Genomic DNA, 26,798 nt, shown 5'->3' with positions numbered 1-26,798 from the left:
CATGGGCGGCGCCTCGTGACGCAGGTGCGTAAAGCTTTGCTGCAATTGCCTCGCCGTCTCTAGACGGCAGCGGCCAGCGTGGCGTGCACCTCGGCGTCGGGCGCCTGGGTGATCAGCGTCTCACCGAAACGCTTCAGCAGAATGAATTTGATCGCGCCGGCTTCCGCCTTCTTGTCGACCCGCATGAGTTCGACATACCGTGAATCGCCGAGCGCAGGCGCCCGGGTGGGCAAATGCGCGGCAACGATCACGTCGACCAGACGCTTGCGCGCAGCTTCGTCGAGATAGCCCATGCGCACGGACAGGTCCGCCGCCATCACCATCCCGCAGCCGACCGCCTCGCCGTGCAGCCATTCGCCGTAGCCGAGTCCGGCTTCGATCGCATGACCGAAGGTGTGGCCGAAATTGAGGATCGCGCGCAGTCCGCCTTCGCGCTCGTCCTGGGCCACGACCGACGCCTTGATTTCGCACGAGCGCTTGACCGCCTCGGCCAGCGCTTGCGGCTCGCAGCGATTGAGCGCCTCGACGTTCGCTTCGATCCAGCTGAAAAAACCGGCGTCGGCAATCGCGCCGGTCTTGATCACTTCAGCGACGCCCGCGGCCAGTTCGCGCGCCGGCAGCGTGCGCAGCGCGCTGATGTCGGCAATCACAGCCTGCGGCTGGTAAAACGCGCCGATCATGTTCTTGCCGAGCGGATGGTTGATACCGGTCTTGCCGCCCACCGACGAGTCGACCTGCGACAGCAAGGTGGTCGGCACTTGGATGAACGGCACGCCGCGCATGTAGCAAGCCGCGGCAAACCCCGTCATGTCGCCGATCACGCCGCCACCGAGAGCGATCAGCGTGGTCTTGCGATCGGCGCGCGAGCCCAGCAGCGCGTCGAAAATCAGGTTCAGGGTTTCGAGGTTCTTGTACGCTTCGCCGTCAGGCAAAACGACCGTGGACACCTGCTTGCCAAGCGGCGCGAGCGCCGCTCGCAGCGTGTCGCCGTAGAGCGGGTCGACCGTGGTATTCGTGACGATGGTGACCGAGCTGCCGGCGATATGCGGCGCGAACAACGCGGTCTGGCCGATTAGATCGGCCCCGATATGGATGGGGTAGGCGCGCTCGCCCAGTTCGACATTGACGGTAATCATACGGTCCATTATGACGCAGGATGTTTGGCGACGCCGGCCAGCTCGAGCTGCATCAGAACCATGTTGACGAGTGCGTTGACCGAGGGCCGGCCGGTTTCGATCACAAAGTGCGCGCATTCCCGGTATAGCGGATCGCGTACTTCGTAGAGCGCCTCAAGGCGTGCTTTGGGATCTTCGGTCTGCAAAAGCGGGCGATTCTTGTCGCGCCGGGTGCGCAGCCACAGATCGTGCGGATTGGCGCGCAAATAGATCACGACGCCCCGATTTTGCAGCGCTTCGCGATTTTCCGGCCGCAGCACCGCGCCACCACCCGTGGCCAGCACGATATTGTCGCGCCCGGTCAGATCGGAAATCACGTGCGCCTCGCGATCGCGAAAGCCCGCTTCGCCTTCCAGCTCGAAGATCACCGGGATGCGCGCGCCTGTGCGCGCCTCGATTTCGTGATCGGAATCGAAGAACGGGCGATCGAGACGGCGCGCAATGGCCCGGCCCACGGTGGTTTTGCCCGCCCCCATGAGCCCTACAAAAAATACATTGGCGTGTGCGTCCCGCGCTTGCAACGGTGTCCTCTGGCTAATCCGGTATGGTTCGTGCCGCAGCTTACTGGCAAAGCGGCTGCCTTGTCGAGCCTGCGCCCCGCCGCTCGCGAGCGGCGAAAGCGTGCCCCTAATTTGTCTGAACGACGCGCGGTGTGATGAAAACTGCCAGTTCACTGCGCTGGTCCCGATGGGCCCGATGGCGAAAAAGCGCGCCCAAAACCGGTATTTTGCCCAGGAGCGGCACCCGCGTCACATCGTCCCGGTCGTCGGTCGCGTAAATTCCGCCGATCGACACCGTACCACCATCCTCGACTTCGACGCGCGTTTGCACGTGTTTGGTGTTGATCGCGGGTCCGGCATCGGTCTGCTCGCCGACGCTATCTTTGGCAACATCGAGGTCCAGCACCACTCTGCCGTCCGGCATGATTTGCGGCTCGACCTCCAGTTTGAGCGTGGCGCGGCGAAACTGCACGCCCGACACGCCCTGCCCCACTTTCGCCTGATAGGGCAGTTCGGTGCCCTGTTCGACGACCGCTTTCATCCGGTCCGCCGTCACGACCCGGGGGCTCGAGACGATTTCACCGCGCCCTTCGGCCTCCAGCGCGCTCAGCTCGATGTTCAGGAGCCGCGTCGCCCCGGCCGCGAACAAGGTCAGCCCGGCGGTCGCGGCATCGAAACCGGAAATCGGCCGCGCCGACAGATCGTACACGGTGCCGTCCTTGCCTCCCGTCAAACCTCGGGCGGTGCCGTCGGCGTTGGCGGCCGCCATGGAAAGCCGCACGCCGAGATTGCGCGAAAAACCATGCTCACCCTCGACGATGCGCGCCTCGATCAATACCTGACGGGTCGGCCGGTCGACGGAGGCAAGCAACGCCGTGATCTGCGCGAGGCGTCCCTCAAGATCGGTGACGAACAGCAGATTGGTGCGCGGATCGGCCGTCGCGGCGCCGCGCTTGGACAACACGCGCTGGTTTCCGGCGCCGGTCAGCAGGCGCCGCACATCCTCGGCTCGGGCGTAGTGCAGTTCGAACGTGCGGCTTGCGAGCGGCTCAAGATCGGCGGCTCTCGCGTGCGCTTCGAAACGCTGCCGCTCACGCGCGGCCAGATCCGCGATCGGTGCGACCCAGATCACGTTACCGTGGCGCTCCATCGCCAGCCCGTTGACGTCGAGCAAGGTATCGAATGCCGTGCGCCACGGCACCTTGTCGAGCCGCAGCGAAACGGCGCCGCGCACTCTCTCGCTCGCGACAATGTTCAGTCCGGTGAACTGGGCGAAGGCATTGAGCACTGCGCCGAGTTCGGCACGCTGGAAATTGAGCGAGATCGGCTTGTCGTCGGCGGCGAGTTCGGCGTCTGCAGGCGTTTTCGGTGCGTCGCTGAGGCGCGTGAGCGGAGGCAGCGGGACCGGTGGGCCTTCGAGCGTCGAGGTGCCGGTGGGGTCGTCTCGCGCAGAGGCTGCGGATTGTCTCCGTAACGGCACCGAACCGTCTGCGTCACCGTCTAGATCGTCGCCGCGTCCGATGCCCGCTGCTGCCGCCGCTTGCGGTACGCGGGGTTCGTCGGCGGAATCGTCGCGAAACGGGTTAGGCACGTCGGCAGTGCTGCCGCGCGGCAGCGGCGGAACGTCATATCGAGCATCGGGCGGCGTGATGGCGTCGTCGCGCGGCATGTACGCGGGCAGCGGCGGCAGCGGTGGGGTCGAAGCGTACGCCATGCCGACGCTCAGCGTTACGCTGACACATAGCCCGACAGACACGCGAGTACCAAGATACGCGCGAAGGGCCGCTCGCCATCGCATAGTCGAGCCCGAGTCAGGCCAGCCATGACACGCAAGAGCGCCTACATATGAGGGGGCCACGCAGACTGGCTTCATCAGCCTCATCAGGACACCTCCGTCAGTGCCAGTGTGCGTGTCGCACCGCCATTCACGAGCGTGATGCTGAGCGCGTCGAGTCGCGTGACGCGCTCAGTACCAAGTTGCTGCCCCGACACGACCGTGGTCGCGCCATCCGGCGTATCGAGCAAAGCCAGGCCGCGTGTGCGATCGTGCAGCAAGCCAACCAGGCGCAGCTGCGAAGCGTCAGGCTGCTGCTCGCCGGATGCGAGCATCTGCGGAAGCGAAAACGGGTCGAAGAACACGATGTCTTCTTCGTCGTCCAAATCGAGGCTCTCGTCCGCAAACGCGTCGGCAGTAAAAGTTGAAGGCACCGGCCGCAGCGCGCTGAATACGTGCAGCGTCGCCCTCACCGCCAACGAAGCAGCATCGCGCTTGACCGTTACGTCAACAGGAACGATCAGCACGGGCAGATCCGACAGGCCGCGCAGAAATGCCATCAGATGGACAAAATCAGTGTGCGCGCTGAGCTGTATAGGGCGCATGCTTTCGGCACCCGAGCCGCTGGCGGCGCCTGGTTCCACCGAGAGCAACGAGACGCTATTCTGCGCCGCGAGTTCGGATACGATGCGCACATCGTCTGCGGAAGTCCATGACACAGGCAACTGTGCGCCCGGTGTTGGGGCAGCTTCCCGGCGCAGCGCGGGCAATTGCGCCAGCGCGTAGCGCGCATCCGCAAGATGCCGCGTGGCCACCTCCAATGCCGTCCGGCTCGCCTCGACCCCACCGAGATCGGCCACAACCCAGCCGTGCGCGCCGAGTCCGAACACCACCGCAGCGATCAGCAAGGCAACGACCCACCGGCGCCGATGACTCCAGGCAGCGAGCGGCAAGCGCACATGCTTCAGCCACTGTGAAAGAAAGGGGCGCGCGCTTGCCGCGCCGCCGAACCCGGCAAAAGTCGTACTCATTCCGCACCTCCTGATTGTTCAGACTTCATGGGACGTTGCGGCGCAAAGCCGGACGTATGGGCCGTTTTCTGCGGCAGGTAGTCCCAGCGCAGATGCGCTCCGAATTCGATCGGGCCGGTGACGCTGGCCGCCGCAACCGCGCTGCTGCGAGGCGTCGAGCGGTGCAGGTCGCTCACCTCCGCACCCTTCACGCCGCGGATCGCGCTCAAGCGTTTGAGCCACTCGGCCGACGCGATGTGTCCGCGCGAGGTCGCGAGCAACTCTGTCTCGTGCTCGCGCTGGCGCAACTGCTGCAGCACCACGCCGTCACCGGGTTCGAAACTCAATGCATCCAGCAGATCGCGCAAATGCATAAGCGGCTCGGACAAGTTCAGCGCACGCGCCGCGCCTTTGCGTTGCTCGTCTTGCGCCCGCTGTAACCTGGCGTGCTCCGCGAGGGGCACGGCCAGTTGCGTGAGCGATTGTTCGGTCGACGCGCGGCGCGCATCGAGCCTCGCCCTTTCGAATGCTTGCCACCCGACTAACGCGAGCACGGCCGCCAAACCGGCGAGGGCTGCGGCAACCCATTCGAGCAGACGCCGCCGACGCGCAAGCCGCGCATTGCGTTGCCGATACGGCAGCAGATTGAAGCCACCGAGCCACAGCCGTGAGGAGCGCGCGCCGCGCGCAGACTGCTGCGTGTCCGGGCCTGCAGGATTCAAACCGGAGCGCGGACCGCGCATCATTCGAGCACCCCACGCAACGCAAGTCCGAAGGCGACCGCTGCGGCAGGCTCGTGCAACAACGGATCGCGCAGTTGACAGTCGAAACCGCCCAGCGCCGCGCATTCGAACGGCAGCACAGTGCAGCCCAGCACATCGGCTATATCCGCAATCGAGAAACCCACGCCGTCGAGCAATTCGACCTCACCGCTCAACAACGCGCAGTCGAGTACCGGGCCGTGGACGAGATCGCGCAAGGCGTCGGCGAGATCGGTGTGTTCGGGCGCCGGATAGCGCATTTCGCCGACCAGGCAGTCGTCGACGATGCGCCAGCCGTACACGCCGTCCATGCCGATCCAGAGCGCGACATAGGGCTCGTGCGGATCGAGTTCGTGGCTCGCCGCGTAGCGCATTGCGCGCAACGCCGCATGCGGCTCGCCATCGATCGCGGTGAGCGAGATGCCCGCGGTCGCCGCGCATTCGATACGCGCTTCGAGATGCTGGCGTGCGGTGGCGGCGATCGTCACCGCACGAATCGGCGAACGCGTTTCGTCGACGAACCAGTCGACCGCCAACGCATGCCGCTCGAGGCCTGCGATGCGCTCGACTTCACTCATCACCGCCGGCTCGAGTTCGGCGAGTTCATGCCCGCCGTCTTCCGCGCAGCCAGCGAGTGCGGCAAGCCGTGTGAGCGGCACAGTGGCTGTCAGCGTGGCCGAAGCGGGCAGCGCCATCGCGCATCGCAACGCATGCGTCGTACACGCGCGCGGCAGACCGGCGAATGCGTCGCGCAACGCACGCGCCACCGCATGCCGGTCGGCGATCTCTGCGCCGGCCATCGCGCCGGCGCCGAGCGGCACCGTGCTCACGTACTCGATATGCAACGCAGCACGTGTGCGCGAATGCTGACTCACTACAACCAGACGCACCGCCTGCGAACCGACATCGATTCCCGCAGCAAAACGCTGCGCACCGAGTTGCACACCTTGAAGCCACGAACTTTTGAACGTCATCACGCCCTCCCTCAGACTCACGCGGCGAACCATTCGAACGCGAGTAACGAGGAAGAATTGTGCGTAGTCGCGCCGCCGCGCGACATTCAGCCAAATGGCTAACGTTGCGAGACGCACGCCCTGCACGCCTTCAAAGCGTCTACAGTGAAGTCATTCCTGCGCGGCGCGCCGACTTGTCAAGAACTGTCAGTAAGCATGCCGAAAGCTGAAAAGCGAGGCGGCTATAATCGCGGGACTGTTTTTTGGTGCCCATATGCAATCCACGTCTCCTACGTCCCCGCCGCCCGCGCCGCAGAAGCGCAAACGCCCCCTGTGGCTCAAGCTCGTCATGGGCTTTGTGGGTCTGATCGTCGCAGGCTTCCTGTGCGGGCTGCTGGTGCTCGGCTATGCGCTGGTGGTAGCGACGCCGAACCTGCCGTCGCTCGATGCGCTGACCGACTACCGGCCGAAGGTGCCATTGCGCATCTATACGGCCGACCACGTGCTGATCGGCGAATTCGGTGAAGAGCGGCGCGACATCGTCCATATCCAGGACGTGCCCGACAGCCTGAAGAAAGCCGTGCTGGCCATCGAAGACGCACGCTTCTACGATCACGGCGGCGTCGACCTCACAGGCATCGCGCGAGCCGGCTTCGTCGCACTGACCAATGGTCACGCCACGCAAGGCGCCAGCACGATCACCATGCAGGTGGCGCGCAACTTCTTCCTTTCGAGTGAGAAGACCTACACGCGCAAGATCTACGAGATGCTGCTCGCGTACAAAATTGAATCGAAGCTGTCGAAAGACCAGATTCTCGAGGTGTACATGAATCAGATCTATCTCGGTCAGCGCGCGTATGGCTTCGCAAGCGCGGCGCGGGTGTACTTCGGGAAAGATCTGAAGGATCTGACGCTGGCGGAATCGGCCATGCTGGCTGGCCTGCCGAAGGCGCCGTCCGCGTACAACCCGGTTGTCAATCCGAAGCGGGCGAAGATCCGTCAGGAGTACATCCTGCAGCGCATGTACGAATTGCACTACATCAGCCAGGAACAATACGACGAGGCAAGCAAGCAGCCGCTGGTTGTCAAGGGTGCCGGCAAGGAGTTCAGCGTGCACGCAGAGTACGTCGCGGAAATGGTGCGGCAGATGATGTACGCGCAGTATCGCGAAGAGGCGTACACGCTCGGCCTGAACGTCGTGACCACCATCGACTCAGCCGATCAGGACGTCGCTTACCGGGCGCTGCGCAAAGGTCTGATGGACTACGAACGGCGCCACGGCTATCGCGGCCCGGAAGCGTTCATCGATTTGCCGTCCGATGCGGACGACCGCGAACAGGCTATCGACGACGCGTTGCTCGAGCATCCGGACAACGGCGAAATCATCGCCGCGGTGGTGACGGCGGCGAGCCCGAAGCAGGTGCAGGCCACCTTCATCGACGGCAACGTCGCGACCATTCAGGGCGACGGCCTGCGCTTCGCGCAGTTTGCGCTCGGCCCGCGTGCGCAGCCGAATCAACGCGTGCGGCCGGGCGCGATCATTCGCCTCGTGAAGGATGACGACGGCAACTGGTCGATCACGCAGTTGCCGCAAGTGGAGGGCGCGTTCGTTTCGGTGGTGCCGCAAGATGGTGCGATTCGCGCACTGGTCGGCGGTTTCGACTTCAACAAGAACAAGTTCAACCACGTGACCCAGGCGTGGCGTCAGCCGGGTTCGAGCTTCAAGCCGTTCATCTATTCGGCGTCGCTTGAAAAGGGGCTCGGACCGGCCACGGTGATCAATGACGCACCGCTCTTTTTCAGCGCTGCGGAGACAGGTGGTCAGGCTTGGGAACCGAAGAACTATGGCGGCGGTTTCGACGGTCCGATGACCATGCGCACTGCGCTGCAGAAGTCGAAGAATCTCGTGTCGATTCGTATCCTGAACCAGATCGGCACCAAGTACGCACAGCAATACATCACGCGTTTTGGTTTCGATGCGGAGCGTCACCCGGCTTACCTGCCGATGGCGCTCGGCGCGGGTCAGGTCACGCCCTTGCAGATGGCTGGCGCCTTCTCGGTGTTTGCTAACGGCGGCTATCGCGTCAACCCGTATCTGATCGCTGAAGTCACCGATCAGCGCGGTATCGTCGTCGCACATGCGCAACCGCTTGTCGCCGCGCAGAGTGCGCCGCACGCGATCGAGCCGCGCAATGCGTATGTGATGAACAGCCTGCTGCAAAGCGTCGCGCAACGTGGCACGGGCGCGAAGTCCAACGTGCTGAAGCGCACCGACCTCGGCGGCAAGACCGGCACGACCAACGATTCGCGCGATGCATGGTTCGCCGGCTATCAGCACACGCTCACCGCCATCGCGTGGATCGGCTATGACAACCCGCGCAGTCTCGGCGATAAAGAAACCGGCGGCGGCCTCGCATTGCCGGTGTGGATCGAGTACATGGCGCGCGCGCTCAAAGGCGTACCGGATTACAAGATGCCGATGCCCGACGGCCTGACCGAGCTTGGCTCAGAACTGTATTTCGACGACTTCACGCCAGGGCACGGTTTCGTCGCGACTGTCGGTATCAGTCAGGCTGCGCTGGATGCCGATGCGAGCGGCGCGTCCGCGACGGCCGCGGCGCCCGAGCAAGTCGGTGAACAGGAAAAGCAGGACATCATGAATCTGTTCAAGGGGCACTAAAGAAATACCAAGGTCCCTCGGAAAAAAGAAAACCGCCGCGCTCGATGCGCGGCGGTTTTCTTTCAGCTGGTCGCTTTATGCCTTGAAGTGAACCGGCTCGCCGGCCTGCTGCGTCGCGTACTCCGACAGCGCGGCGAAAAACTCCGTGCCGCTGCGCGTATCGCGCCACTCACCGTCGATGAAACGGAAGTGGAATCCGCCCGCTTTCGCGGCAATCCAGATCTCGCTCATCGGCGGCTGCAGGTTGACGATGATCTTCGTGCGGTTCTCGAATTCGAGGGTCAGGACATTGCCGCTGCGCTCGAGTTCGATGTCGGCTTCCGTGTCGTCGAGCGCGCGTTCGATGGCGGCTAGCGCGGCTTCCGCGCGGGTCAGGTATTCACTATCGGACATGCTAAACTCCATCGATTATTTATTCAGGGACAGTCATGCGAGTCGTATCTCGGATGCGCGCGGCGGCGCCCGGCCGCGCGATTGTAGCGGGTTTAGCCATTCTCGCAGGTTGTGCACTGGCCGGCTGCGGACAACGCGGTTCGCTTTATTTGCCAGTCGTGCCACCGCTACCGGCCAAGCCGGTCGATCGCACGCAGACGCCGTCGCCGGGTGAAGTGAAACCGGGCGCGCAAACCGCCGCCCCGATGGGTGAGGTACCGGATACTTCTGGCGCACCGCTCTCGTTGTCGCCGGAAAGCGAACTCGCCACACCGCCCGCTTCTGCCGCATCCGCCGCTATGCCCGCGCAACCTGCCTCGGCCGTCACTCCCGCTCAATAAGACTTTCGCATGACTCGATCCGCATTTGACTATGTCGACGGCGTGTTGCACGCCGAAGGCGTGTCCGCCGTCTCACTCGCCGAGCAGTTCGGCACGCCGCTGTACGTCTATTCACGCGCCGCGCTCACCGAAGCGTGGAATGCCTACGCAGGCGCTTGCGCCGGCCGCCGCGCGACCGTGCACGTCGCCGTCAAGGCCAATAGCAATCTCGCCGTGCTGAATGTGTTCGCACGGCTCGGCGCCGGCTTCGACATCGTGTCGGGCGGCGAACTGGCGCGCGTGCTGGCCGCGGGCGGCAAAGCGGAAAACACCGTGTTTTCCGGCGTCGGCAAGCATGCGGACGAGATGCGTCAGGCACTCGCGGCTGGCGTCAAATGCTTCAACGTCGAATCGATTCCCGAACTCGACCGTTTGAACGCGGTTGCGGCGGAAATGGGCAAAAAAGCGCCCGTCTCGCTGCGCGTGAATCCGGACGTCGACGCGAAAACGCATCCGTATATTTCCACCGGTCTGAAGTCGAACAAGTTCGGCGTCGCGTTCGAAGATGCGCGCGCAACGTATCAAGCCGCCGCGGCGATGACGCATCTCGACGTGGTCGGCATCGACTGCCATATCGGTTCGCAGATCACTGAAGTCGCACCGTATCTTGACGCCGTCGACAAGGTTCTCGAACTGGTCGAACAGATCGAACAGGACGGTGTGAAGATTCGCCACATCGACGTAGGTGGCGGCCTCGGCATCACGTACGACGACGAAACCCCGCCGGAAATCGGCGACTTCGTACGCACAGTGCTGGATCGCATCGAAGCGCGCGGTCACGGGCATCGCGAGGTCTATTTCGAGCCGGGCCGTTCGCTGGTCGGCAATGCCGGTGTGCTGCTGACGCGCGTCGAGTTTCTGAAGCCAGGCGCGGAAAAGAATTTCGCCATCGTCGATGCGGCGATGACGGATCTCGCGCGCCCTGCCATGTACGAGGCCTATCACGCGATCGACGCGGTCGTTAAGCGCAACGTGCCCGCTCACGTGTACGACGTGGTCGGCCCGGTTTGTGAAAGCGGCGACTGGCTGGGTCGCGAGCGCCTGCTGGCGGTCGAACCGGGCGACCTGCTGGCGATTCGCTCGGCTGGCGCGTATGGATTTGTGATGAGCTCGAACTACAACACCCGTCCGCGTGCGGCCGAGGTGATGGTTGATGGTACACAAGTGCATCTGGTTCGCGCTCGTGAAGAGGTCAAGCAGCTGTTTGCGGGCGAAACGATCTTGCCGGCGTAAACGTCTGAGCTTGGACTGCTCCATAAAAAAAGGCGATGCTACTGCGGCATCGCCTTTTTCTATTTGCGCGCGGTACCTCATGGTCAGCGCGCCCTTAACTTTCGCTCGCGCAGCCATACGAGCAAACGCCACCCCAACAACGCGACCATGATCGCGCCGTAGATCTTCGGCAAGACGAGGTCGTGCTTGCCCGCCTTCATCCACCAGAAGTGCAGGATCGCAAGCCCGCCGATCGCATAGATCGCGCGATGCAAGGTCTGCCAGCGGCGTCCAAGTTTGCGTACCATCGCGCGCGGCGACGTAACGGCCAACGCGATCAGCAGCACGAACGCAGCGAAGCCCACGGTAATGAAAGGCCGCTTGCCAATGTCCTTGAGGATCGCGGCAACATCGAACCACTTGTCGAACCACAGGTAAGTGGTGAAATGCAGCGTGGCGTAGAAAAATGCGTAAAGACCCAGCATCCGGCGAAACCGGGCCAATGCAGTGATGCCGGTCAGCCGGCGCAACGGCGTCACAGCCAGCGTGATGCAAAGAAAGACAAGCGTCCACAGACCCGTCGAGCGCGTGATGAACTCGATCGGATTCGCACCCAGCCGATCGGTCATGCCGAACAGCACGATGCGCGCGAGCGGATACCACGCCGCGATAAACACCGCGATTTTCGCCGGCACGATCCAGCGCGCGCTGGTGGCAGGCCGCTTTGCCCTAGCCCGGGCGACGACCGACGCCTGCGCTGCTAGTGGCGCTTTGCGTTCGGATTGAGTAACGGATTGCGTATCGGCAGCCATAGTTGCGTCGTCGCTCAAAAGTTCTTCTTCAGGTCCATGCCCTGATACAGCGACGCGACCTGATCGCCGTAGCCGTTGAACATCAACGTCTTGCGCTTGGGCGTGAAGAAACCGTCCTCGCCGATACGCCGTTCGGTTGCCTGGCTCCAGCGCGGGTGATCGACGTTCGGATTCACGTTCGAATAAAAACCGTATTCGTTTGACGCGTAGGTGTTCCAGCTGGTCGGCGGCTGCTTGTCGAGGAAGCGGATCTTCACCAGCGACTTCGCGCTCTTGAAGCCGTACTTCCACGGCACCACCACACGGATCGGCGCGCCATTCTGATTCGGCAACACCTGGCCGTAGAGACCCATCGTCAGCAGCGTCAGCGGATTCATTGCTTCGTCCATCCGCAGACCTTCGGTGTACGGCCAGTCTAGTACAGGCGTCGACAGGCCAGGCATTTGCGACGGATCGGCGAGCGTGATGAATTGCACGTATCTGGCGTTGCCGGTCGGCTGCACACGCTTGATCAACTCCGAGAGCGGCACACCGATCCACGGAATCACCATCGACCAGCCTTCGACACAACGCAACCGGTACACGCGCTCCTCGAGCGGCGCGAGCTTCAGCAATTCGTCGATGTCGTACACCTTCGGATTCTTGATTTCGCCCTCGACGCTCACCTTCCACGGATGCGGCCGCAACGTACCCGCGTTGTGCGCGGGATCCGCTTTGTCGGTGCCGAACTCGTAGTAGTTGTTGTACGTGGTGATGTCCTTGTACGGCGTGATCTTGTCGAGCGCGACGAACTTCGCGTTGGTCTTCGCGGCGAGCTTCTGCGCCTTCGGATCCGGCGATGAATACGCTGCCAGCGCTTCGCCATTCACGCCGATCAGACTACCGAGCGCTAGCGCGCCGGCCGCCTGTAACACGCGCCGCCGGTTTTCGAAGACGCGCTGCGGCGTGATTTCGCTACGTGCAATGTCATCGCCGATGAGTTGAACTCGGTCGCTTCGCTTGATCCACATCGTGCTGCTCCTTGCCGGCCCATCGGGTTGTCTATCTTACGGGGCCATATTAATGATCGGCTCGTCTGGCCACTCGCCCAGCCATCCTTAGGTACTGCGTTAACGAACACACTGAATGCAGCGAATATTCCACCAGGCGTAAAAAAACCGCCGGTGCGAAACACGCGGCGGTTCTTAGTCGGCTCAGAACGGCAGATCTTACAGCTTGCCGTAGCTATGCAGCCCCGACAGGAACATATTGACGCCGAGGAACGCAAAGGTCGTCACCAGCAGGCCCGTCAGGGCCCACCACGCCGCCATTGCACCGCGCAGCCCCTTCATCAAGCGCATGTGAAGCCAGGCCGCGTAGTTCAGCCAGACGATCAGCGCCCACGTTTCCTTCGGGTCCCAACTCCAGTAGCCGCCCCATGCTTCCGCAGCCCACAGCGCGCCGAGGATCGTAGCGATCGTGAAGAACGCGAAGCCGACGGCGATCGACTTGTACATCAAGTCGTCGAGCACATCGAGCGGCGGCAGACGGTCTGCGAGCACGCCGCGCTCTTTCGCCAGATACGCGACGCCGACCATCGCCGACAGCGCGAAGCTGCCATAGCCGATGAAGTTAGCCGGCACGTGGATCTTCATCCACCAGCTTTGCAGTGCCGGCACGAGCGGCTGGATCTGCTGTGCGTCGCGAGCGACCGAGTACCACATCAGGAAACCGACAGCCGCACCGATCACCAGCAGCACGAATGCGCCGAGCGCACGCGTGTTGTAGTGCTGCTCGTAGTACAGATAGAACAGCGCGGTAATCAGGCTGAACAGTACGAACACTTCGTACAGGTTCGAGATTGGAATATGCCCGACGTCCGCGCCGATCAGGTACGACTCGTACCAGCGCACCATCAAACCGACGAAGCCCATCAGCACAGCGGCCCACGTCATTTTCGAACCGATCGCAGCGCCGGTCGGCGAACGCGACAACAGCCCGATCCAGTAGAAGACCGTGGCGAACACGAAGAGCGCGCTCATCCACAGAATCGCGGACTGGCTCGACAGGAAATACTTGAGAAAGAACGCGGTATCAGCGCGGCTGAGATCGCCGTGATAGATCTGGATCGCCAGCAGCGACAGCGCCGCAATACCGGCCATTAGCGGACGCACGGGCTTCCAGCGCCAGCCGAGCACGACGAACACCGGTACCGCCAGGCACAGCACCAGTTTGTCGTAGTAATTCATGAACGGGTGATAGCGCGACAGCGCGAACCCCGCGCCCGCAACCATCACGACGGCGAACAGCCAGTCGACGATACCGAGCCGTTTCAGAAACGGCCGGTCGTCAAACTGCGCGACGTTGAGTGTCTCGCTCGCGAACGCCCTATTGGGCCGCGAGGGTGACGAAGAAGAGGATGAAGAAACCTGAGTCAAGTCCATGATCTTACCGGGTCGAATCTTGTGAGCGTGCGGACGGCGCGCCGGCATTGCCGGGTTTGTCGGAGGCGCCGGCAGCGTCGGATGCTTCAGTGAGCTTGGCGCCCAGCGCGGCGCCTACCGCGTCGCGCGTCTGGACGAACTCCTTCTCGAAATCAAGCGTTTTGCGTGCGCTCGACATCGCCATCACGACATTCGTGCCGTGATCGGTATCTTTAAGCCAGAACCAGAGGCGCCGTTCGCGGACGTAGAACATCGAGAAGATGCCCAACACGAGGAGCAGGCTGCCAAGATACACGACTTTTTTGCCCGGCGCGCGCGTCAACTGAAATACCGAAGCTTGCACCTGCTTGAATGAGTCAAGCTGCAAGTAGACCGGCGATCCATACAAAAAGCTGTCGGATATCGCGTTGATCGAGCTTTGGATGAAGCGGCTGGCGTCCGCATTGGCCTGCGCATCCGGCTCGCCCAACTGCTCACGCGACAGCTGCCACAGGTCCCAAGTCGCGCCTTCCAGCATACGCAGCAGCAGGCCCGCGGCCTTTTCCTGTTCGCCCTTCGGCACCGAATGGTCGATGAAACCGGCAATCGCCTGGAAACCGCCGACCGTCTGCCCGTTCGGCATCTTGATACTGTCGTCTGCGCCGGCAAACAGGGTCAGGACACGCAATGCGCTTTCTTCAAGGTGCTTTTGCAGTTCGGTATTCGAACCAGGCACAGAGCGCAACGCGAAACGATGGGCCGCTGCTACGCGCATGGCGGGGTTTTCGAGCGTAGCGCGCAGGTTCATCCATTCCTTGACGGTACCGCCGGTGTCGGCGGGAATACGCAGGTAGCGGAATGGGTCGTCCGGATTCAGGCGCATGCCGGCGAGGAACATCTTTTCGCCGCCTACGTCCACCGGCAGCATGTAGTTGTTGTACTCGCGCGCCTGACCGTCGTTGTCGCGCACCTTGTACTGCACCGACGGGCCGACGTTATGCAGATCGAGCGGCTTTGAGGTCTTGGCACCGGAGCCGAGGCGCTCGTCGAATGCTTCTCTCAGCGTCCGATGCGCGGCGACGCCGCGAGCATCGTTCTGGCCGCTGCCGTTGGAGATGTTTTCGACGTTGATCGCGCGGAAATCCGTGAATTCGACGGTCTGGCCGTCGGCCAGGGGCGTGGCCGTGCTCAGTGGCGCATTACTGCCAATCGTGCCGCCGAACGGCGCGGTCTTCGCGCTCGCGCCGGACATCGGGTACGCGGTCATCTGCATCTGCGAGCCGCCGTCCTGGAAGCTCGATTGGAAGATCGACACGCCGTCGTAGGTGAACGGCTTGTTCACTTCGACGCGCGCCGGCACGCGTGCGCCCGTCTTATGGTCGACGACGACGATGTCGCTCGCGAACAGCTTCGGCATGCCCGTGGAGTAATAGTCGACGATGAACTTGTTCAGCTCGATCGAGAACGGCAGGTCCTGGATCAGCGAACCGTCCGGCTGGTTAAGGATCGCCGTCGAGACGTGCTGCCCTTCCGGCACCCATGCATAACCGCGGAAAGTCGGATTCGATTGCGACAGGCGATGTTCCGGCGGAATGTCGTTGATCACCGTGTTGGCGCGGATCGGCGACTTGTCGAACAGCCACATTTGCAGTTTGATCGGCAGATTGCTGTCGAGCAAACCGCCCAGACAGATCACCACAATCGCAATGTGCGCGGAGATATAGCCGAACTTGGTCAGCGCGCCGCGCTTGGCGGCGATCAGCGTTGCACCTTCGGACTCACGTGTGACGAACTTGTAGCCAAGCTTGGCCGAGAGTTTGGCGAGCACCGCCGAGGTCTGCGCGCGCGTGCCGTGCACCGCGAACTCGCCCTTGTGATGGAACGCGCGCAAACTGCCTTCGCGAACCTTGACCTTCCAGCTCTTGGCGTCCGCGATCATCTTCGGGGCATTGCGGATCACGCACAGCGACACCGACGCCATCAGGAAGCCGAGGATCAGCATGAACCACCACGAGCTGTACACCGTGTACAGGCTCAACGAGCGGAAGATGTCCGCCCAGAACGGACCGAACTGATTGACATAGTTGGGATAGGGGTCGTCCTGCGTGAGGACGGTGCCGATGATGCTGGCGATCGACAGAATCACGAGCAGCGCAATGGCGAAACGCATCGAACTCAATACTTCGATGACGCTGCGCGTAATGCGATTGCCCGACTTCGACTGCAAACCCGACGTGGTGACGCTCATTCATACTCCGACTGAACAGCAAAAAAGGGTGAAGGGCTGTCGTAGGCACGACGCCCTCACCCTTTTCTTGTTTTGTACCGGCCTCGGCGGGCCGGTTGCACTTGCGTGCGGGCTTCTTAGTGCAAGCCCGCGATGTAATCGGCTACAGCCCTGATCTCGCTGTCCGACAGGCGCGATGCAATGGCGTGCATCGCCTCATTGTTGTTACGTGCGCCCGGACCTTGCGTGAACGCGGTCAACTCCGCCACCGTGTATTCGGCCCACTGCCCCGACAGACGCGGGTACTGCGACGGAATCCCCTGCCCGGTCGGCCCGTGGCAGCTTGCGCACGCCGGTACGCCCTTGTCCGCAATGCCACCGCGATAAATCTTCTGACCGAGCGGGACGGTGTCTTTGTTATGCGCATAGCCTGGCTTCGGGGTCTGCGCCGCAAAATAGGCCGCGACGTTGACCATGTCCTGATCGGACAGCGCGGCAGCCATGCCCGCCATGATCGCATTGTTGCGCGCAGGCTGCTTGGCGCCCGGCTGCGTCTTGAAATCCATGAGCTGCTTGACAAGATACTCAGGATGCTGACCCGCCAGCTTCGGATACGCGCCGCCAGCACTGTTGCCGTCTGCACCGTGACATGCCGCGCAAACCTGCACCGCGATTGCCTGCCCCCGATTGACGTCCGGCTTTGCCGGATCTGCTGCTCGTGCCTGAATTGCCAAACCTGAAAGACCTGCCGCTACTTGAAGCACCATCAGAGTCTTGCACAGTCGATTCATTCGCACACCCTGTCTCGTCTTGTGGGATTTTAGAGGTTTTGCAAGATACGACAGCGACTGAGTGACCGCGAAGAGCCGCCAAGGCACGCGGGCTGGCCCCCTCAGGTTTTCAGTAAACCATCGTATTGTACAATAACTCGCTAATCGCTAAGACGCCAGTCGGGCTTGACCCGTCCCCACTCCGGGTTCCCCGGCGTCTCGAATCCTGGCCTGATCATGTCTTCCTTCCTGCTCCACCAATCCCGCTTTTTCACGACCGTCAATCACCTGCGTGATCTGCCGGCCACCGCGCAACCCGAGATCTGCTTTGCGGGACGCTCGAATGCGGGCAAGTCCACGGCCATCAATATTCTGTGCAATCAGAAGCGTCTGGCATTCGCCAGCAAGACCCCTGGCCGCACGCAGCACATCAATTATTTCTCGGTGGGAAAGGCGGATGAGCCGACTGCGCACCTGGTCGACCTGCCGGGCTACGGTTATGCGGAAGTGCCGGGCGCAGCCAAGGCTCACTGGGAAGCCCTGCTCTCCACCTACCTGCAGTCGCGCTCGCAACTTCGCGGCATGATCCTGATGATGGACTCGCGCCGTCCGTTGACGGATCTGGACCGGCGGATGATCGAGTGGTTCGCGCCGACCGGCAAGCCGATCCACACGCTGCTGACGAAGTGCGACAAATTGACGCGCCAGGAAAGTGTGAATGCGCTGCGCGCGACGCAGAAGGGTCTGGCCGAATATCGCGCCAACGGCTATCAAGGCGAATTGACCGCGCAGCTGTTTTCGGCGCTCAAGCGTGTCGGCATCGACGAGGCGCACGAGCTGATCGAAAGCTGGCTGATCCCCGAGGCGAAGGGCGAAACAGACGCGCCGCAGTAACCGCGCGGCGTGTACGCGTCGAGGTAAAAAACGCCATTCCGGCCGCCCATAAAAAAACCCGCCGCTTTAACGGCGGGTCAAACAGCCTAATCGAAAAAACGACAGGCACCCGCTCAGGGAGGAGAAGCGGGGAGGTCAGCGCAGGGCGCCTTGCTCGATCGGTATGATATACCATTGTCTCGAAAAGTTTCCGGGAGCGGAGGCAGGCGTTACTTGTCCACTCCACACATCCACGTTTCTTCGATTCGTTTATGAGCTTCTTTCCGCACTACCGTCCGCGCCGCATGCGCCGTGACGACTTCTCGCGCCGTCTGATGCGGGAAAACATCCTCACCACCAACGATCTGATCTATCCCGTGTTTATCGTCGAAGGCACCAACGTGCGGCAAGCCGTACCGTCGATGCCAGGCGTCGAGCGCGTATCGGTGGATCTGCTGATGGGCGTGGCCGAGCAATGCGTCGAACTGGGTGTGCCGGTGTTGTCGCTCTTTCCGGCGATCGAGCCTTCGCTGAAGACGCCCGATGGCCGCGAAGCGACCAACCCGGCTGGCCTGATCCCGCGCGCGGTTCGCGAACTGAAAAAGAACTTCCCCGATTTGGGTGTGCTCACCGACGTCGCGCTGGATCCGTACACGAGCCACGGCCAGGACGGCGTACTCGACGAGGCCGGCTACGTGATCAACGACGAGACCGTCGAGATCCTGGTTGAACAGGCGCGCGCACAGGCTGAAGCGGGTGTCGATATCGTCGCGCCTTCGGACATGATGGACGGCCGCATTGGCGCGATCCGCGAAATGCTCGAGAGCGAGGGACATATCCATACGCGGATCATGGCCTACTCCGCGAAGTTCGCGTCGGCGTTTTACGGTCCGTTCCGCGATGCCGTCGGTTCCGCGACGAACCTCGGCAAGGGCAACAAGATGACCTACCAGATGGACCCGGCCAATTCGGATGAAGCGCTGCGCGAAGTGCAAGCGGACATCGAGGAAGGCGCGGATATGGTGATGGTCAAGCCGGGCATGCCGTATCTGGACATCGTGCGTCGTGTGAAGGACGAGTTCAAGTTCCCGACCTACGTGTACCAGGTGAGCGGCGAATACGCGATGCTGAAAGCAGCCGCGCAGAACGGCTGGCTGGATCACGACAAGGCGATGATGGAATCGCTGCTGGCGTTCAAGCGGGCAGGCGCGGACGGCGTGCTAACCTACTTCGCGCTGGATGCCGCGCGGATCTTGCGCTCGCAGAAGTGATTTAACGTGTCGCGTTGCGGGCGACGCCAGTCTTCTGGAAGCTGAAGAACAAACGGAGGCCGACTTTTAGTCGCGCCTCCGTTTTTTTATGCGTGTTCTGACGTGTGCCTTTTTGCGGATGCATCGGCGCGCGTTTCTTTGCGTGCTCAGGCAGGCGAGTCGCTTTGCGTTACGCCCCCGGCGCATTCGCGCGATCGAGGGTGCGCAAAAACTTGTCGGCAGACTCGTATCCGACGACGCGCAACACTTCCTTGCCGCCTTGATCGAAGAAGATGATGCCAGGCGGCCCGAACAGGCTGAAACGCTTGAGCAGCATTTGATCGTCGGCATTATTCGCTGTGACGTCGGCGCGCAGCAGGTTCATCTGCTTTAATTTCGCCCGGACACGCGGATCGCTGAACGTGAACTTCTCCATCTCTTTGCAACTCACGCACCAATCTGCGTAAAAATCGAGCATAGCGGGCTGTGCAGCCGTTTTGACGGCCTCGTCGAGTTCGGCCGAAGAACGAACCGAAGCGAACGTCAGATCGCTCTGCGACGCCGTATTCGCCTTATTGGGGGCGTTTGCCACGCTAGCCTCCCCAGTGCCGCGCGCGGCCAGGACAGCTAGCGGACGCAACGGATCGGAGGAGCCCGCGGCCAGGCCGACCAGCAGTACCGCCGCCCAGATTGCCAGCGCCGCACCGATACCACGGCCGAGCCGGCGCCACACTGACGTGCTCGCGGCCGGCGCAGAGAAAAGACCGAGTCCTGCTGCGGCGATCAGGAGCCACAATGCGCTCAACAGCATTGTCGCTGTCGCACCGAGCACCGGCCACACGATCCACAGGGCCGCCGCAAGCAGCACCACGCCGAAAAACACTTTGACGCCGTCCATCCACGCGCCGGCGCGCGGCAGCAAAGTACCGGCGCCAAGACCGATGATCAGGAGCGGCACGCCGAGACCAAGTCCCATCGAAAACAGCGCCGCGCCGCCGAGTAAGGCGTCACCTGTGTGCGCGATGAACGCCAGCACGGCAAAGAGCGGCGCGGTCATGCAAGCGCCAACCACCAACGCGGACAGCGCGCCCATGACGGCCACCGCGGCAAACTTGCCGCCGGAACGCCCGGACGACGCCCTCGACACGCCGTCCTGCCAGCGCTGCGGCAACGCGATGTCGAAACCCGCGATCAAGGTCAGCGCGAAAACGGTCAGCAGTACGCCGAACGTACCGAGCACCCATGGGTTCTGCAGCCACGCGCCGAGGCTCTGCCCAACGAGCGCCGCAGCGATGCCAAGCGCTGTGTACACGAGCGCCATACCGATCACGTACGCCAGCGACAACGCGAAGCCGCGGGCACGCGTCACCCGCGCGCCCTCGCCGATGATGATCGCCGACAGGACCGGAATCATCGGATACGAGCACGGCAGCAGACTGAGCACGGCGCCGGCCACGAAATAAAGCCCAATAATTGCGAAGAAGCCGCCGCCTTGCAGTAGCGACTGGGCGTAATCGGCGCTGGTCGCCCGCTCATACCACGTGGCGCCGGCCGCTGCGGATTGCTGCGTCGAGGCGGTAGTCGCCGCACTGCCGGCCGGCTGCAAAGCCTCGCCGCTCACGTGATACACGCGCTCCATCGGCGGATAGCAGATGCCGGCGTCGGCGCAGCCTTGAGACGTGACAGCCAGATCGAACGGCCCCTGGGCCTGTTTCACCGGAATGCGGATAGTCAGCTCATTGCGATACGTTTCGACGTTCTTGTTGAAGGTCTGATCGAACTTGACGTGGCCGGCCGGCAATTGTGGCTCGCCGATCGTCGTTGTGCCGTTGCGGGTCGCGAACGCGAAGCGTTCCCGGTACATGTAGTAGCCGTCTGCAATCTTGTACGTGACGTCGACTTCGCCCGGCTTCTCGGTGGCACTGAATTTGAAGGCGACGGCGGGATCAAGGAAGTCGTCCGCGGCGTGCGCAAGCGTGCCGATCTGAGCGAAGATCAGGCAACCGAGCAGGAAGAAGACTGCGCGCAACGCATGGCGTGCGCGCCGATTGAGACCGTTAAACATGGAGAGGACGTTGGGTTTCAGCAGTGATCCACTGGCCGTACGCGGCCGATGCCATAGCTTGCCACGAGAGGATTTCTGGCGTGTCATAGGGATGGTGCGCCTGGATGTACTGCTCGAGCTCGAGCGCACGTGCCGCACTCGTCTTGAACAGCAACTGGATCTCCTGCGCCGTTTCGATCGCGCCCTGCCAGTGATAGCTGGACTGTACGGCACCTAACTGTGTGACGCAGGCGCACAGCCGCGCGGCTAGTGCGGCCGCTGCAAGCTTCTGAGCAACGGCCGCATCAGGTACCGTGGTCAAAATCAAAGTCACATTCACGCTCACAACGGCTCCAGACAGGCACGATTCAAGTGCCGATATCGTATCACCTGGCCTTGCGGCGTCGCTGAGGCGCCCGCGTCGAGCATGCGGCATTTGGCCGCCATGATTTGACCAGCAGAGATGAACCCCGCCGTCAGAAACAAAAAAGCCAGGCTTGGTGCCTGGCTTTTTCTTCGGTGCTGAAAAGCTTACTCAGCTTCTTGCACTTCAACTTCTTCGACTTCCGGACGGTCCAGCAATTCGACCAGTGCCATCGGTGCGTTGTCGCCGACGCGGAAGCCGAACTTCAGGACGCGCAGGTAGCCCCCCGGACGGGTAGCGTAACGCGGGCCGAGGACTTCGAACAGCTTCGTGACCGAGTCACGATCGCGCAGGCGGTTGAACGCCAGACGACGATTTGCCAGCGACGGCTTCTTGCCGAGCGTGATCAGCGGCTCGACAACTTTACGGAGTTCTTTCGCCTTCGGCAGCGTCGTCTTGATGACTTCGTGCTCGATCAACGAGTTGGACATGTTACGGAGCATTGCCAGACGGTGGCTGCTCGTGCGGTTCAGTTTCCGCAAACCATGGCGGTGACGCATGTTAATTCCTTCGATTCAAAGTTTTGGTCCAGCTCTTCTATCGCGCTCGCTCTACCTTCGGTTTCCCAATGGTGACGAGTGCACGGGCCGGTAGTGAAAAAAGACAAGACGCGGATTTTAAAGGAAAATCCGCGTCTTTGCCAGTGCAGCGACGGGTTCTATCCCGGGACTACTTCTCGACTTACTTGTCCAAACCTGCCGGCGGCCAGTTTTCGAGTTTCATGCCGAGCGTCAAACCACGCGACGCCAGTACTTCCTTGATTTCGTTCAACGACTTGCGACCCAGATTCGGGGTCTTGAGCAACTCGTTTTCCGTACGCTGGATCAGGTCGCCGATGTAGTAAATGTTCTCGGCCTTCAGGCAGTTCGCGGAACGAACCGTCAGTTCGAGATCATCAACCGGACGCAACAGGATCGGATCGATCTGCGGCGCACGCGACGGCGCTTCCGCCGTTGCTTCGGTGCCTTCCAGTGCAGCGAACACCGACAGTTGATCAACCAGAATACGCGCCGATTGACGGATCGCTTCTTCCGGCGAAATCACACCGTTGGTCTCGATGTTCATAACGAGCTTGTCGAGGTCGGTACGCTGTTCGACGCGCGCGCTTTCAACGGCGTAGCTCACGCGGCGAACCGGCGAGAACGACGCGTCCAGCACGATACGGCCGATGATTTTGGCCGACTCTTCGCCGTAACGGCGCACATTGCCCGGCACATAACCACGGCCTTTTTCGACCTTGATCTGCACGTCGAGCTTACCGCCCTTCGACAGATGCGCAATCACGTGATCCGGGTTGATGACTTCGCAATCGTGCGCGAGTTCGATGTCGCCGGCGGTGACAACGCCTTCGCCTTCCTTGCGCAGCGTAACCGTCACTTCGTCACGGTTATGCAGCTTGAACACCACGCCCTTCAGGTTCAACAACAGGTTGACCACATCCTCTTGCACACCGTCGAGCGTCGAATACTCATGTACGACGCCTGCGATCGTCACTTCGGTCGGCGCGTAGCCGATCATCGACGACAGCAGCACGCGCCGGAGCGCGTTACCCAAGGTGTGGCCGTAACCGCGTTCAAACGGTTCCATGACCACTTTCGCGTGGCTCTCACCAAGCGATTCAACTGCGATGATCTTGGGCTTCAACAAACTGGTTTGCATAGGTTTTCCTTTTCAATACCCTCGGCTCGTTACACCGATAAGGCTGACCGGTAACAACCTGAAAATAAACAGCCGAGACGCCCCCTTGCGCAACGCAATCGGGGTGCCCCGGCCGTTAATCCGATTACCGCGAATACAATTCGACGATCAGGCTTTCGTTGATATCGCCAGCGATGTCGCTGCGTTCCGGCTTGCTCTTGAACGTGCCTTCGAACTTCTTCGAATCGACAGCGACCCAGCTCGGCAGACCGCCTTGCTCAGCCAGCGACAGCGCTTCGAGAATACGCGCCTGCTTCTTCTTTTGTTCGCGCACTGCGACGACGTCGCCTGCCTTCACTTGCATCGACGGGATGTTCGACACGACGCCGTTCACCGTGATCGCCTTGTGGCTAACGAGTTGACGCGCTTCAGCGCGCGTCGAGCCGAAGCCCATGCGATACACGACGTTGTCGAGACGCGATTCGAGCAATTGCAGCAGGTTTTCACCCGTGTTGCCCTTCAAGCGATCGGCTTCAGCGAAGTAACGGCGGAATTGACGCTCGAGGACGCCGTAGATGCGCTTAACTTTTTGCTTTTCGCGCAGCTGCGTGCCGTAGTCGGACGTACGTGCACCCGACGTGCGGCCGTGTTGGCCAGGCTTGCTGTCAAGCTTGCACTTGTCAGCGAGCGAACGACGGGCGCTCTTCAGGAAGAGGTCAGTGCCTTCACGGCGGGACAGCTTGGCCTTAGGGCCGATATAACGTGCCACGTTGATTCCTTCTATGATTGATCACACGAATGCATGCACTCGCGCTAGTCCGAGCCCTTTGGGTCGAACGGTGGGCTTAGTCAATTCAATAGCGCAAGCAGCCTGTGGTCGCCGGCTTGAACACCGACGGCAACAGGCGCTAGCGAAAACAGCGTCTTAGATACGACGACGCTTCGGCGGACGGCAGCCGTTGTGCGGAACCGGCGTCACGTCGGAGATCGCGGTGATCTTGATACCAAGACCATGCAACGCGCGCACCGCCGATTCGCGGCCAGGACCGGGGCCCTTGATACGCACTTCGAGGTTCTTCACGCCGTATTCCATCGCCACGCGGCCAGCCGATTCGGCTGCCACCTGGGCTGCAAACGGGGTCGATTTACGCGAACCCTTGAAACCCTGACCACCCGACGTTGCCCACGCAAGTGCATTGCCTTGACGATCGGTGATCGTGATGATGGTGTTGTTGAACGACGCGTGAACGTGAACCACGCCCTCGGCGACGTTCTTCTTGACCTTCTTGCGAACGCGTTGCGCCGCGGAGTTGTTCGAAGCCTTAGCCATTACGTTTTCCTGTAACTGTCAGTTCCGCTTACTTCTTCAGCGATTGCGCTGCACGACGCGGACCCTTGCGCGTACGGGCATTCGTACGCGTGCGTTGGCCACGCAGGGGCAAGCCCTTGCGATGACGCACGCCACGGTAGCAGCCGAGATCCATCAGGCGCTTGATGTTCATCGTCGTTTCACGGCGAAGATCGCCTTCAACGATGAACTTGCCGACTTCTTCACGCAGCTTTTCGAGGTCTGCGTCGTTCAGGTCCTTGACCTTCTTCGAAAATGCCACACCAGCAGCGACGCAAATGTCGCGCGAGCGCGTGCGGCCGACACCGTAAATAGCCGTCAGGCCGATTTCGGTATGCTGGTGATTCGGGATGTTAACCCCTGCGATACGAGCCATTGTTTTTCCTCAAACAAAAAGCGCAGCAAAAAGCGCGGCGTTCAGCCTTGACGCTGTTTGTGGCGCGGATCAGAGCTGCAAATCACGCGCACAACGCCTTTGCGCTTGATGATCTTGCAATTGCGGCAAATGCGCTTAACCGATGCCATCACTTTCATGATATTACCCTTTTTTCAAATCACTTCGCCCGGAACACGATCCGCGCACGCGACAGATCGTAAGGCGTCAATTCAACCGTTACCTTGTCGCCCGGCAAGATTCGGATGTAGTGCATCCGCATCTTGCCGGATATGTGTCCCAATACGACATGGCCGTTTTCCAGCTTCACCCTAAAGGTAGCGTTAGGCAGGTTTTCGATGACTTCACCCTGCATCTGGATAACATCGTCTTTGGCCATAAGTCCTTTCAACGCATCGGGACGCCGCCGCCTTTGAAATTAGCTTTCTTCAGCAGCGATTCATACTGTTGCGACATAACGTACGACTGCACCTGCGCCATGAAATCCATTGTGACGACGACAATGATCAGCAGCGACGTTCCACCAAAATAAAACGGCACGTTCCAGCGCAGTACCAAAAATTCAGGCAGCAAACAAACAAACACGATGTAGATCGCACCAGCCAGCGTCAGACGCGTCAGGATACGGTCGATATATCGCGCAGTTTGATCGCCCGGGCGGATGCCTGGGACGAAAGCGCCACTCTTTTTCAGGTTGTCGGCCGTTTCCCTGCTGTTGAACACCAGTGCGGTGTAGAAGAAGCAGAAGAAGACGATCGCCAACGCGTACAGCAACACGTACACGGGTTGACCGGGCTTAAGGGCTTCGGCCACGTTGTGCAACGTGTCTGCGAACCAGCTGGTACGCGACCCCGAACTAAACCAGTTCAGGATGGTTGCCGGGAAGAGAATGATCGACGATGCAAAGATCGGCGGAATCACGCCCGACATATTCAACTTCAGCGGCAGATGTGAAGACTGTCCGCCGTAAATCTTGTTACCGACTTGCCGCTTGGCGTAATTCACAAGAATCTTGCGCTGGCCGCGTTCAATGAACACCACCAGATACGTCACACCAGCAATCAGCGCAACCACGATAATCGCCGAGATGATGCTCATCGAGCCGGTTCGCACCAATTCGAAAAGACCACCGATTGCGTTCGGGAAACCCGCCGCAATACCGCCGAAAATGATAATCGAGATACCGTTACCAAGCCCACGTTCCGTGATCTGCTCACCCAGCCACATCAGGAACATCGTGCCGGTCACCAGCGTCACGACCGTCGTCAACCGAAACACCATCCCCGGATCGATCACCAGGCCAGGCTGATTTTCCAGTGCGACGGCGATGCCGAACGCCTGGAATGTCGCCAGCAGGACCGTAAAGATACGCGTGTACTGCGTAATCTTCCGTTGACCCGCCTGCCCTTCCTTTTTCAGCGCTTCCAGCTGCGGCGAGACAATCGCCAGCAACTGCATGATGATCGACGCCGAAATGTACGGCATGATCCCCAGCGCAAAAATCGTGAACCGCGAAAGTGCACCACCCGAGAACATGTTGAACATGCCAAGGATGCCGCCCGACTGGCTTTGGAACAACTTTGCCAGTTGGTCCGGGTCAATACCCGGCACCGGAATGTGCGCGCCGATACGGTAGACGATCAACGCCAGCAGCAGGAATACTGCACGCCGACGCAGATCGCCAAACTTCGCCGCGCTGCGACCGGGTTTTGCGAGACTCGGACTGTTAGCCAAGTACC

27 protein-coding genes are annotated in these 26,798 nt (G+C 61.4%); 5 read left to right on the top strand and 22 right to left on the bottom strand.

The features are described 5' to 3' along the window. Positions 1–59: 59 nt before the first annotated feature. From aroB to pilM, 6 genes are all read right to left on the bottom strand, one after another. Positions 60–1,145 carry a 3-dehydroquinate synthase gene (gene aroB, locus KHO31_RS23440; RefSeq protein WP_201108359.1) on the bottom strand — a complete coding sequence of 362 codons (1,086 nt, stop codon included), beginning with the start codon at positions 1,143–1,145 and terminating at the stop codon, positions 60–62. Continuing rightward, a complete protein-coding gene (locus tag KHO31_RS23435) occupies positions 1,145–1,696 on the bottom strand; it encodes a shikimate kinase (RefSeq protein WP_201079622.1) in 552 nt (183 codons plus the stop codon). Before KHO31_RS23435 ends, aroB begins: the two co-directional genes overlap by 1 nt. A 106-nt stretch (positions 1,697–1,802) precedes the next feature. Further along, on the bottom strand, positions 1,803–3,389 hold the full coding sequence (locus KHO31_RS23430; protein WP_236071405.1) for a type IV pilus secretin PilQ: 1,587 nt from the start codon (positions 3,387–3,389) through the stop codon (positions 1,803–1,805). A 167-nt stretch (positions 3,390–3,556) separates the two neighbouring features. Continuing rightward, positions 3,557–4,480, bottom strand: a complete 924-nt coding sequence (locus tag KHO31_RS23425; RefSeq protein WP_201079626.1) for a hypothetical protein — start codon at positions 4,478–4,480, stop codon at positions 3,557–3,559. Further along, complete coding sequence (locus tag KHO31_RS23420) at positions 4,477–5,202, bottom strand: fimbrial assembly protein (protein WP_211624258.1); 726 nt, start codon at positions 5,200–5,202, stop codon at positions 4,477–4,479. Before KHO31_RS23420 ends, KHO31_RS23425 begins: the two co-directional genes overlap by 4 nt. Then, on the bottom strand, positions 5,202–6,194 hold the full coding sequence (gene pilM / locus KHO31_RS23415; protein WP_211624219.1) for a type IV pilus biogenesis protein PilM: 993 nt from the start codon (positions 6,192–6,194) through the stop codon (positions 5,202–5,204). The genes KHO31_RS23420 and pilM overlap by 1 nt, the downstream gene beginning before the upstream one ends. 253 nt (positions 6,195–6,447) lie before the next feature. On the opposite strand from pilM, the gene KHO31_RS23410 reads away from it, so the two are divergent. Next, positions 6,448–8,853 carry a penicillin-binding protein 1A gene (locus KHO31_RS23410; RefSeq protein ID WP_211624217.1) on the top strand — a complete coding sequence of 802 codons (2,406 nt, stop codon included), beginning with the start codon at positions 6,448–6,450 and terminating at the stop codon, positions 8,851–8,853. A gap of 75 nt (positions 8,854–8,928) precedes the next feature. Here the strand turns inward: KHO31_RS23410 and cyaY are convergent, their stop codons facing one another. Beyond that, the gene (cyaY, locus tag KHO31_RS23405) at positions 8,929–9,246 is read right to left on the bottom strand and encodes an iron donor protein CyaY (protein ID WP_201079632.1); all 318 of its coding nucleotides are present in this window, start codon (positions 9,244–9,246) and stop codon (positions 8,929–8,931) included. Between the two features lie 35 nt (positions 9,247–9,281). Here cyaY and lptM point away from each other — a divergent pair, with 35 nt between their 5' ends. Both lptM and lysA read left to right on the top strand, forming a co-directional pair. After that, on the top strand, positions 9,282–9,626 hold the full coding sequence (lptM, locus tag KHO31_RS23400; RefSeq protein ID WP_201079634.1) for an LPS translocon maturation chaperone LptM: 345 nt from the start codon (positions 9,282–9,284) through the stop codon (positions 9,624–9,626). Positions 9,627–9,635: 9 nt separating this feature from the next. Further along, positions 9,636–10,898: a diaminopimelate decarboxylase gene (lysA, locus tag KHO31_RS23395; RefSeq protein WP_201079636.1), complete on the top strand. Its 1,263-nt coding sequence runs from the start codon at positions 9,636–9,638 to the stop codon at positions 10,896–10,898. Between the two features lie 83 nt (positions 10,899–10,981). Here lysA and msrQ read toward each other — a convergent pair whose 3' ends face one another. The 5 genes from msrQ to KHO31_RS23370 form a co-directional block, all read right to left on the bottom strand. Further along, positions 10,982–11,689: a protein-methionine-sulfoxide reductase heme-binding subunit MsrQ gene (gene msrQ / locus KHO31_RS23390; RefSeq protein ID WP_201079666.1), complete on the bottom strand. Its 708-nt coding sequence runs from the start codon at positions 11,687–11,689 to the stop codon at positions 10,982–10,984. Between the two features lie 14 nt (positions 11,690–11,703). Continuing rightward, positions 11,704–12,699 carry a protein-methionine-sulfoxide reductase catalytic subunit MsrP gene (msrP, locus tag KHO31_RS23385; protein WP_201086143.1) on the bottom strand — a complete coding sequence of 332 codons (996 nt, stop codon included), beginning with the start codon at positions 12,697–12,699 and terminating at the stop codon, positions 11,704–11,706. Between the two features lie 198 nt (positions 12,700–12,897). Beyond that, on the bottom strand, positions 12,898–14,112 hold the full coding sequence (gene ccsB, locus KHO31_RS23380; RefSeq protein ID WP_201079640.1) for a c-type cytochrome biogenesis protein CcsB: 1,215 nt from the start codon (positions 14,110–14,112) through the stop codon (positions 12,898–12,900). Positions 14,113–14,116: 4 nt separating this feature from the next. Then, positions 14,117–16,339 carry a cytochrome c biogenesis protein ResB gene (locus KHO31_RS23375; protein WP_211624216.1) on the bottom strand — a complete coding sequence of 741 codons (2,223 nt, stop codon included), beginning with the start codon at positions 16,337–16,339 and terminating at the stop codon, positions 14,117–14,119. A 116-nt stretch (positions 16,340–16,455) separates the two neighbouring features. Continuing rightward, positions 16,456–17,109 (bottom strand): c-type cytochrome, encoded by a 654-nt coding sequence (locus tag KHO31_RS23370; protein WP_211624256.1) that lies wholly within the window; start codon positions 17,107–17,109, stop codon positions 16,456–16,458. A gap of 216 nt (positions 17,110–17,325) precedes the next feature. Here KHO31_RS23370 and yihA point away from each other — a divergent pair, with 216 nt between their 5' ends. Together yihA and hemB are read left to right on the top strand one after the other, a co-directional pair. Then, on the top strand, positions 17,326–17,982 hold the full coding sequence (gene yihA / locus KHO31_RS23365) for a ribosome biogenesis GTP-binding protein YihA/YsxC (RefSeq protein ID WP_074281995.1): 657 nt from the start codon (positions 17,326–17,328) through the stop codon (positions 17,980–17,982). Positions 17,983–18,233: 251 nt separating this feature from the next. Further along, positions 18,234–19,232 carry a porphobilinogen synthase gene (gene hemB, locus KHO31_RS23360; RefSeq protein ID WP_063497533.1) on the top strand — a complete coding sequence of 333 codons (999 nt, stop codon included), beginning with the start codon at positions 18,234–18,236 and terminating at the stop codon, positions 19,230–19,232. A 169-nt stretch (positions 19,233–19,401) separates the two neighbouring features. On the opposite strand, the gene dsbD is transcribed toward hemB, so the two are convergent. The 10 genes from dsbD to secY all read right to left on the bottom strand — a co-directional run bounded on the left by dsbD (position 19,402) and on the right by secY (position 26,793). After that, positions 19,402–21,276 carry a protein-disulfide reductase DsbD gene (dsbD, locus tag KHO31_RS23355; RefSeq protein ID WP_211624214.1) on the bottom strand — a complete coding sequence of 625 codons (1,875 nt, stop codon included), beginning with the start codon at positions 21,274–21,276 and terminating at the stop codon, positions 19,402–19,404. Further along, on the bottom strand, positions 21,269–21,601 hold the full coding sequence (gene cutA / locus KHO31_RS23350) for a divalent-cation tolerance protein CutA (protein ID WP_407945959.1): 333 nt from the start codon (positions 21,599–21,601) through the stop codon (positions 21,269–21,271). The genes dsbD and cutA overlap by 8 nt, the downstream gene beginning before the upstream one ends. A gap of 185 nt (positions 21,602–21,786) precedes the next feature. Further along, positions 21,787–22,179, bottom strand: coding sequence for a 50S ribosomal protein L17 (rplQ, locus tag KHO31_RS23345; RefSeq protein ID WP_006052227.1), 393 nt, complete (start codon positions 22,177–22,179; stop codon positions 21,787–21,789). Between the two features lie 181 nt (positions 22,180–22,360). Beyond that, the gene (locus KHO31_RS23340) at positions 22,361–23,338 is read right to left on the bottom strand and encodes a DNA-directed RNA polymerase subunit alpha (RefSeq protein ID WP_006052226.1); all 978 of its coding nucleotides are present in this window, start codon (positions 23,336–23,338) and stop codon (positions 22,361–22,363) included. A gap of 124 nt (positions 23,339–23,462) precedes the next feature. Continuing rightward, positions 23,463–24,086, bottom strand: coding sequence for a 30S ribosomal protein S4 (gene rpsD, locus KHO31_RS23335; protein WP_027800372.1), 624 nt, complete (start codon positions 24,084–24,086; stop codon positions 23,463–23,465). A 156-nt stretch (positions 24,087–24,242) separates the two neighbouring features. After that, on the bottom strand, positions 24,243–24,647 hold the full coding sequence (gene rpsK, locus KHO31_RS23330; protein ID WP_006052224.1) for a 30S ribosomal protein S11: 405 nt from the start codon (positions 24,645–24,647) through the stop codon (positions 24,243–24,245). A gap of 28 nt (positions 24,648–24,675) precedes the next feature. Next, on the bottom strand, positions 24,676–25,041 hold the full coding sequence (gene rpsM, locus KHO31_RS23325) for a 30S ribosomal protein S13 (protein ID WP_012434566.1): 366 nt from the start codon (positions 25,039–25,041) through the stop codon (positions 24,676–24,678). A 41-nt stretch (positions 25,042–25,082) separates the two neighbouring features. Next, the gene (gene rpmJ / locus KHO31_RS23320) at positions 25,083–25,199 is read right to left on the bottom strand and encodes a 50S ribosomal protein L36 (RefSeq protein WP_004199844.1); all 117 of its coding nucleotides are present in this window, start codon (positions 25,197–25,199) and stop codon (positions 25,083–25,085) included. Between the two features lie 20 nt (positions 25,200–25,219). After that, entirely contained in the window at positions 25,220–25,438 is a 219-nt protein-coding gene (gene infA, locus KHO31_RS23315) for a translation initiation factor IF-1 (protein ID WP_004521905.1), read from the bottom strand. An 8-nt stretch (positions 25,439–25,446) separates the two neighbouring features. After that, entirely contained in the window at positions 25,447–26,793 is a 1,347-nt protein-coding gene (secY, locus tag KHO31_RS23310; protein WP_063497536.1) for a preprotein translocase subunit SecY, read from the bottom strand. Between the last annotated feature and the right edge of the window lie 5 nt (positions 26,794–26,798).

Origin of the sequence: Paraburkholderia domus (assembly GCF_905220705.1) — a bacterium.
GTDB classification, from domain to species: Bacteria; Pseudomonadota; Gammaproteobacteria; order Burkholderiales; family Burkholderiaceae; genus Paraburkholderia; species Paraburkholderia domus.
Note: the sequence above shows the minus strand (reverse complement) of the source record. Positions and strands in the feature narration are given on the sequence as shown.

What these genes read in the sequence shown, in the direction of transcription:
- KHO31_RS23375 (WP_211624216.1), bottom strand. Translation starts at nt 16,339, where the DNA reads ATGAGCGTCACCACGTCGGGTTTGCAGTCGAAGTCGGGCAATCGCATT.
- rpsM (WP_012434566.1), bottom strand. Translation starts at nt 25,041, where the DNA reads ATGGCTCGTATCGCAGGGGTTAACATCCCGAATCACCAGCATACCGAA.
- rplQ (WP_006052227.1), bottom strand. Translation starts at nt 22,179, where the DNA reads ATGCGTCACCGCCATGGTTTGCGGAAACTGAACCGCACGAGCAGCCAC.
- KHO31_RS23425 (WP_201079626.1), bottom strand. Translation starts at nt 4,480, where the DNA reads ATGAGTACGACTTTTGCCGGGTTCGGCGGCGCGGCAAGCGCGCGCCCC.
- KHO31_RS23430 (WP_236071405.1), bottom strand. Translation starts at nt 3,389, where the DNA reads ATGGCGTACGCTTCGACCCCACCGCTGCCGCCGCTGCCCGCGTACATG.
- lysA (WP_201079636.1), top strand. Translation starts at nt 9,636, where the DNA reads ATGACTCGATCCGCATTTGACTATGTCGACGGCGTGTTGCACGCCGAA.
- aroB (WP_201108359.1), bottom strand. Translation starts at nt 1,145, where the DNA reads ATGGACCGTATGATTACCGTCAATGTCGAACTGGGCGAGCGCGCCTAC.
- KHO31_RS23420 (WP_211624258.1), bottom strand. Translation starts at nt 5,202, where the DNA reads ATGCGCGGTCCGCGCTCCGGTTTGAATCCTGCAGGCCCGGACACGCAG.
- ccsB (WP_201079640.1), bottom strand. Translation starts at nt 14,112, where the DNA reads ATGGACTTGACTCAGGTTTCTTCATCCTCTTCTTCGTCACCCTCGCGG.
- KHO31_RS23410 (WP_211624217.1), top strand. Translation starts at nt 6,448, where the DNA reads ATGCAATCCACGTCTCCTACGTCCCCGCCGCCCGCGCCGCAGAAGCGC.
- rpmJ (WP_004199844.1), bottom strand. Translation starts at nt 25,199, where the DNA reads ATGAAAGTGATGGCATCGGTTAAGCGCATTTGCCGCAATTGCAAGATC.
- cyaY (WP_201079632.1), bottom strand. Translation starts at nt 9,246, where the DNA reads ATGTCCGATAGTGAATACCTGACCCGCGCGGAAGCCGCGCTAGCCGCC.
- rpsK (WP_006052224.1), bottom strand. Translation starts at nt 24,647, where the DNA reads ATGGCTAAGGCTTCGAACAACTCCGCGGCGCAACGCGTTCGCAAGAAG.
- msrP (WP_201086143.1), bottom strand. Translation starts at nt 12,699, where the DNA reads ATGTGGATCAAGCGAAGCGACCGAGTTCAACTCATCGGCGATGACATT.
- msrQ (WP_201079666.1), bottom strand. Translation starts at nt 11,689, where the DNA reads ATGGCTGCCGATACGCAATCCGTTACTCAATCCGAACGCAAAGCGCCA.
- hemB (WP_063497533.1), top strand. Translation starts at nt 18,234, where the DNA reads ATGAGCTTCTTTCCGCACTACCGTCCGCGCCGCATGCGCCGTGACGAC.
- infA (WP_004521905.1), bottom strand. Translation starts at nt 25,438, where the DNA reads ATGGCCAAAGACGATGTTATCCAGATGCAGGGTGAAGTCATCGAAAAC.
- yihA (WP_074281995.1), top strand. Translation starts at nt 17,326, where the DNA reads ATGTCTTCCTTCCTGCTCCACCAATCCCGCTTTTTCACGACCGTCAAT.
- KHO31_RS23370 (WP_211624256.1), bottom strand. Translation starts at nt 17,109, where the DNA reads ATGAATCGACTGTGCAAGACTCTGATGGTGCTTCAAGTAGCGGCAGGT.
- pilM (WP_211624219.1), bottom strand. Translation starts at nt 6,194, where the DNA reads ATGACGTTCAAAAGTTCGTGGCTTCAAGGTGTGCAACTCGGTGCGCAG.
- dsbD (WP_211624214.1), bottom strand. Translation starts at nt 21,276, where the DNA reads ATGTTTAACGGTCTCAATCGGCGCGCACGCCATGCGTTGCGCGCAGTC.
- KHO31_RS23340 (WP_006052226.1), bottom strand. Translation starts at nt 23,338, where the DNA reads ATGCAAACCAGTTTGTTGAAGCCCAAGATCATCGCAGTTGAATCGCTT.
- lptM (WP_201079634.1), top strand. Translation starts at nt 9,282, where the DNA reads ATGCGAGTCGTATCTCGGATGCGCGCGGCGGCGCCCGGCCGCGCGATT.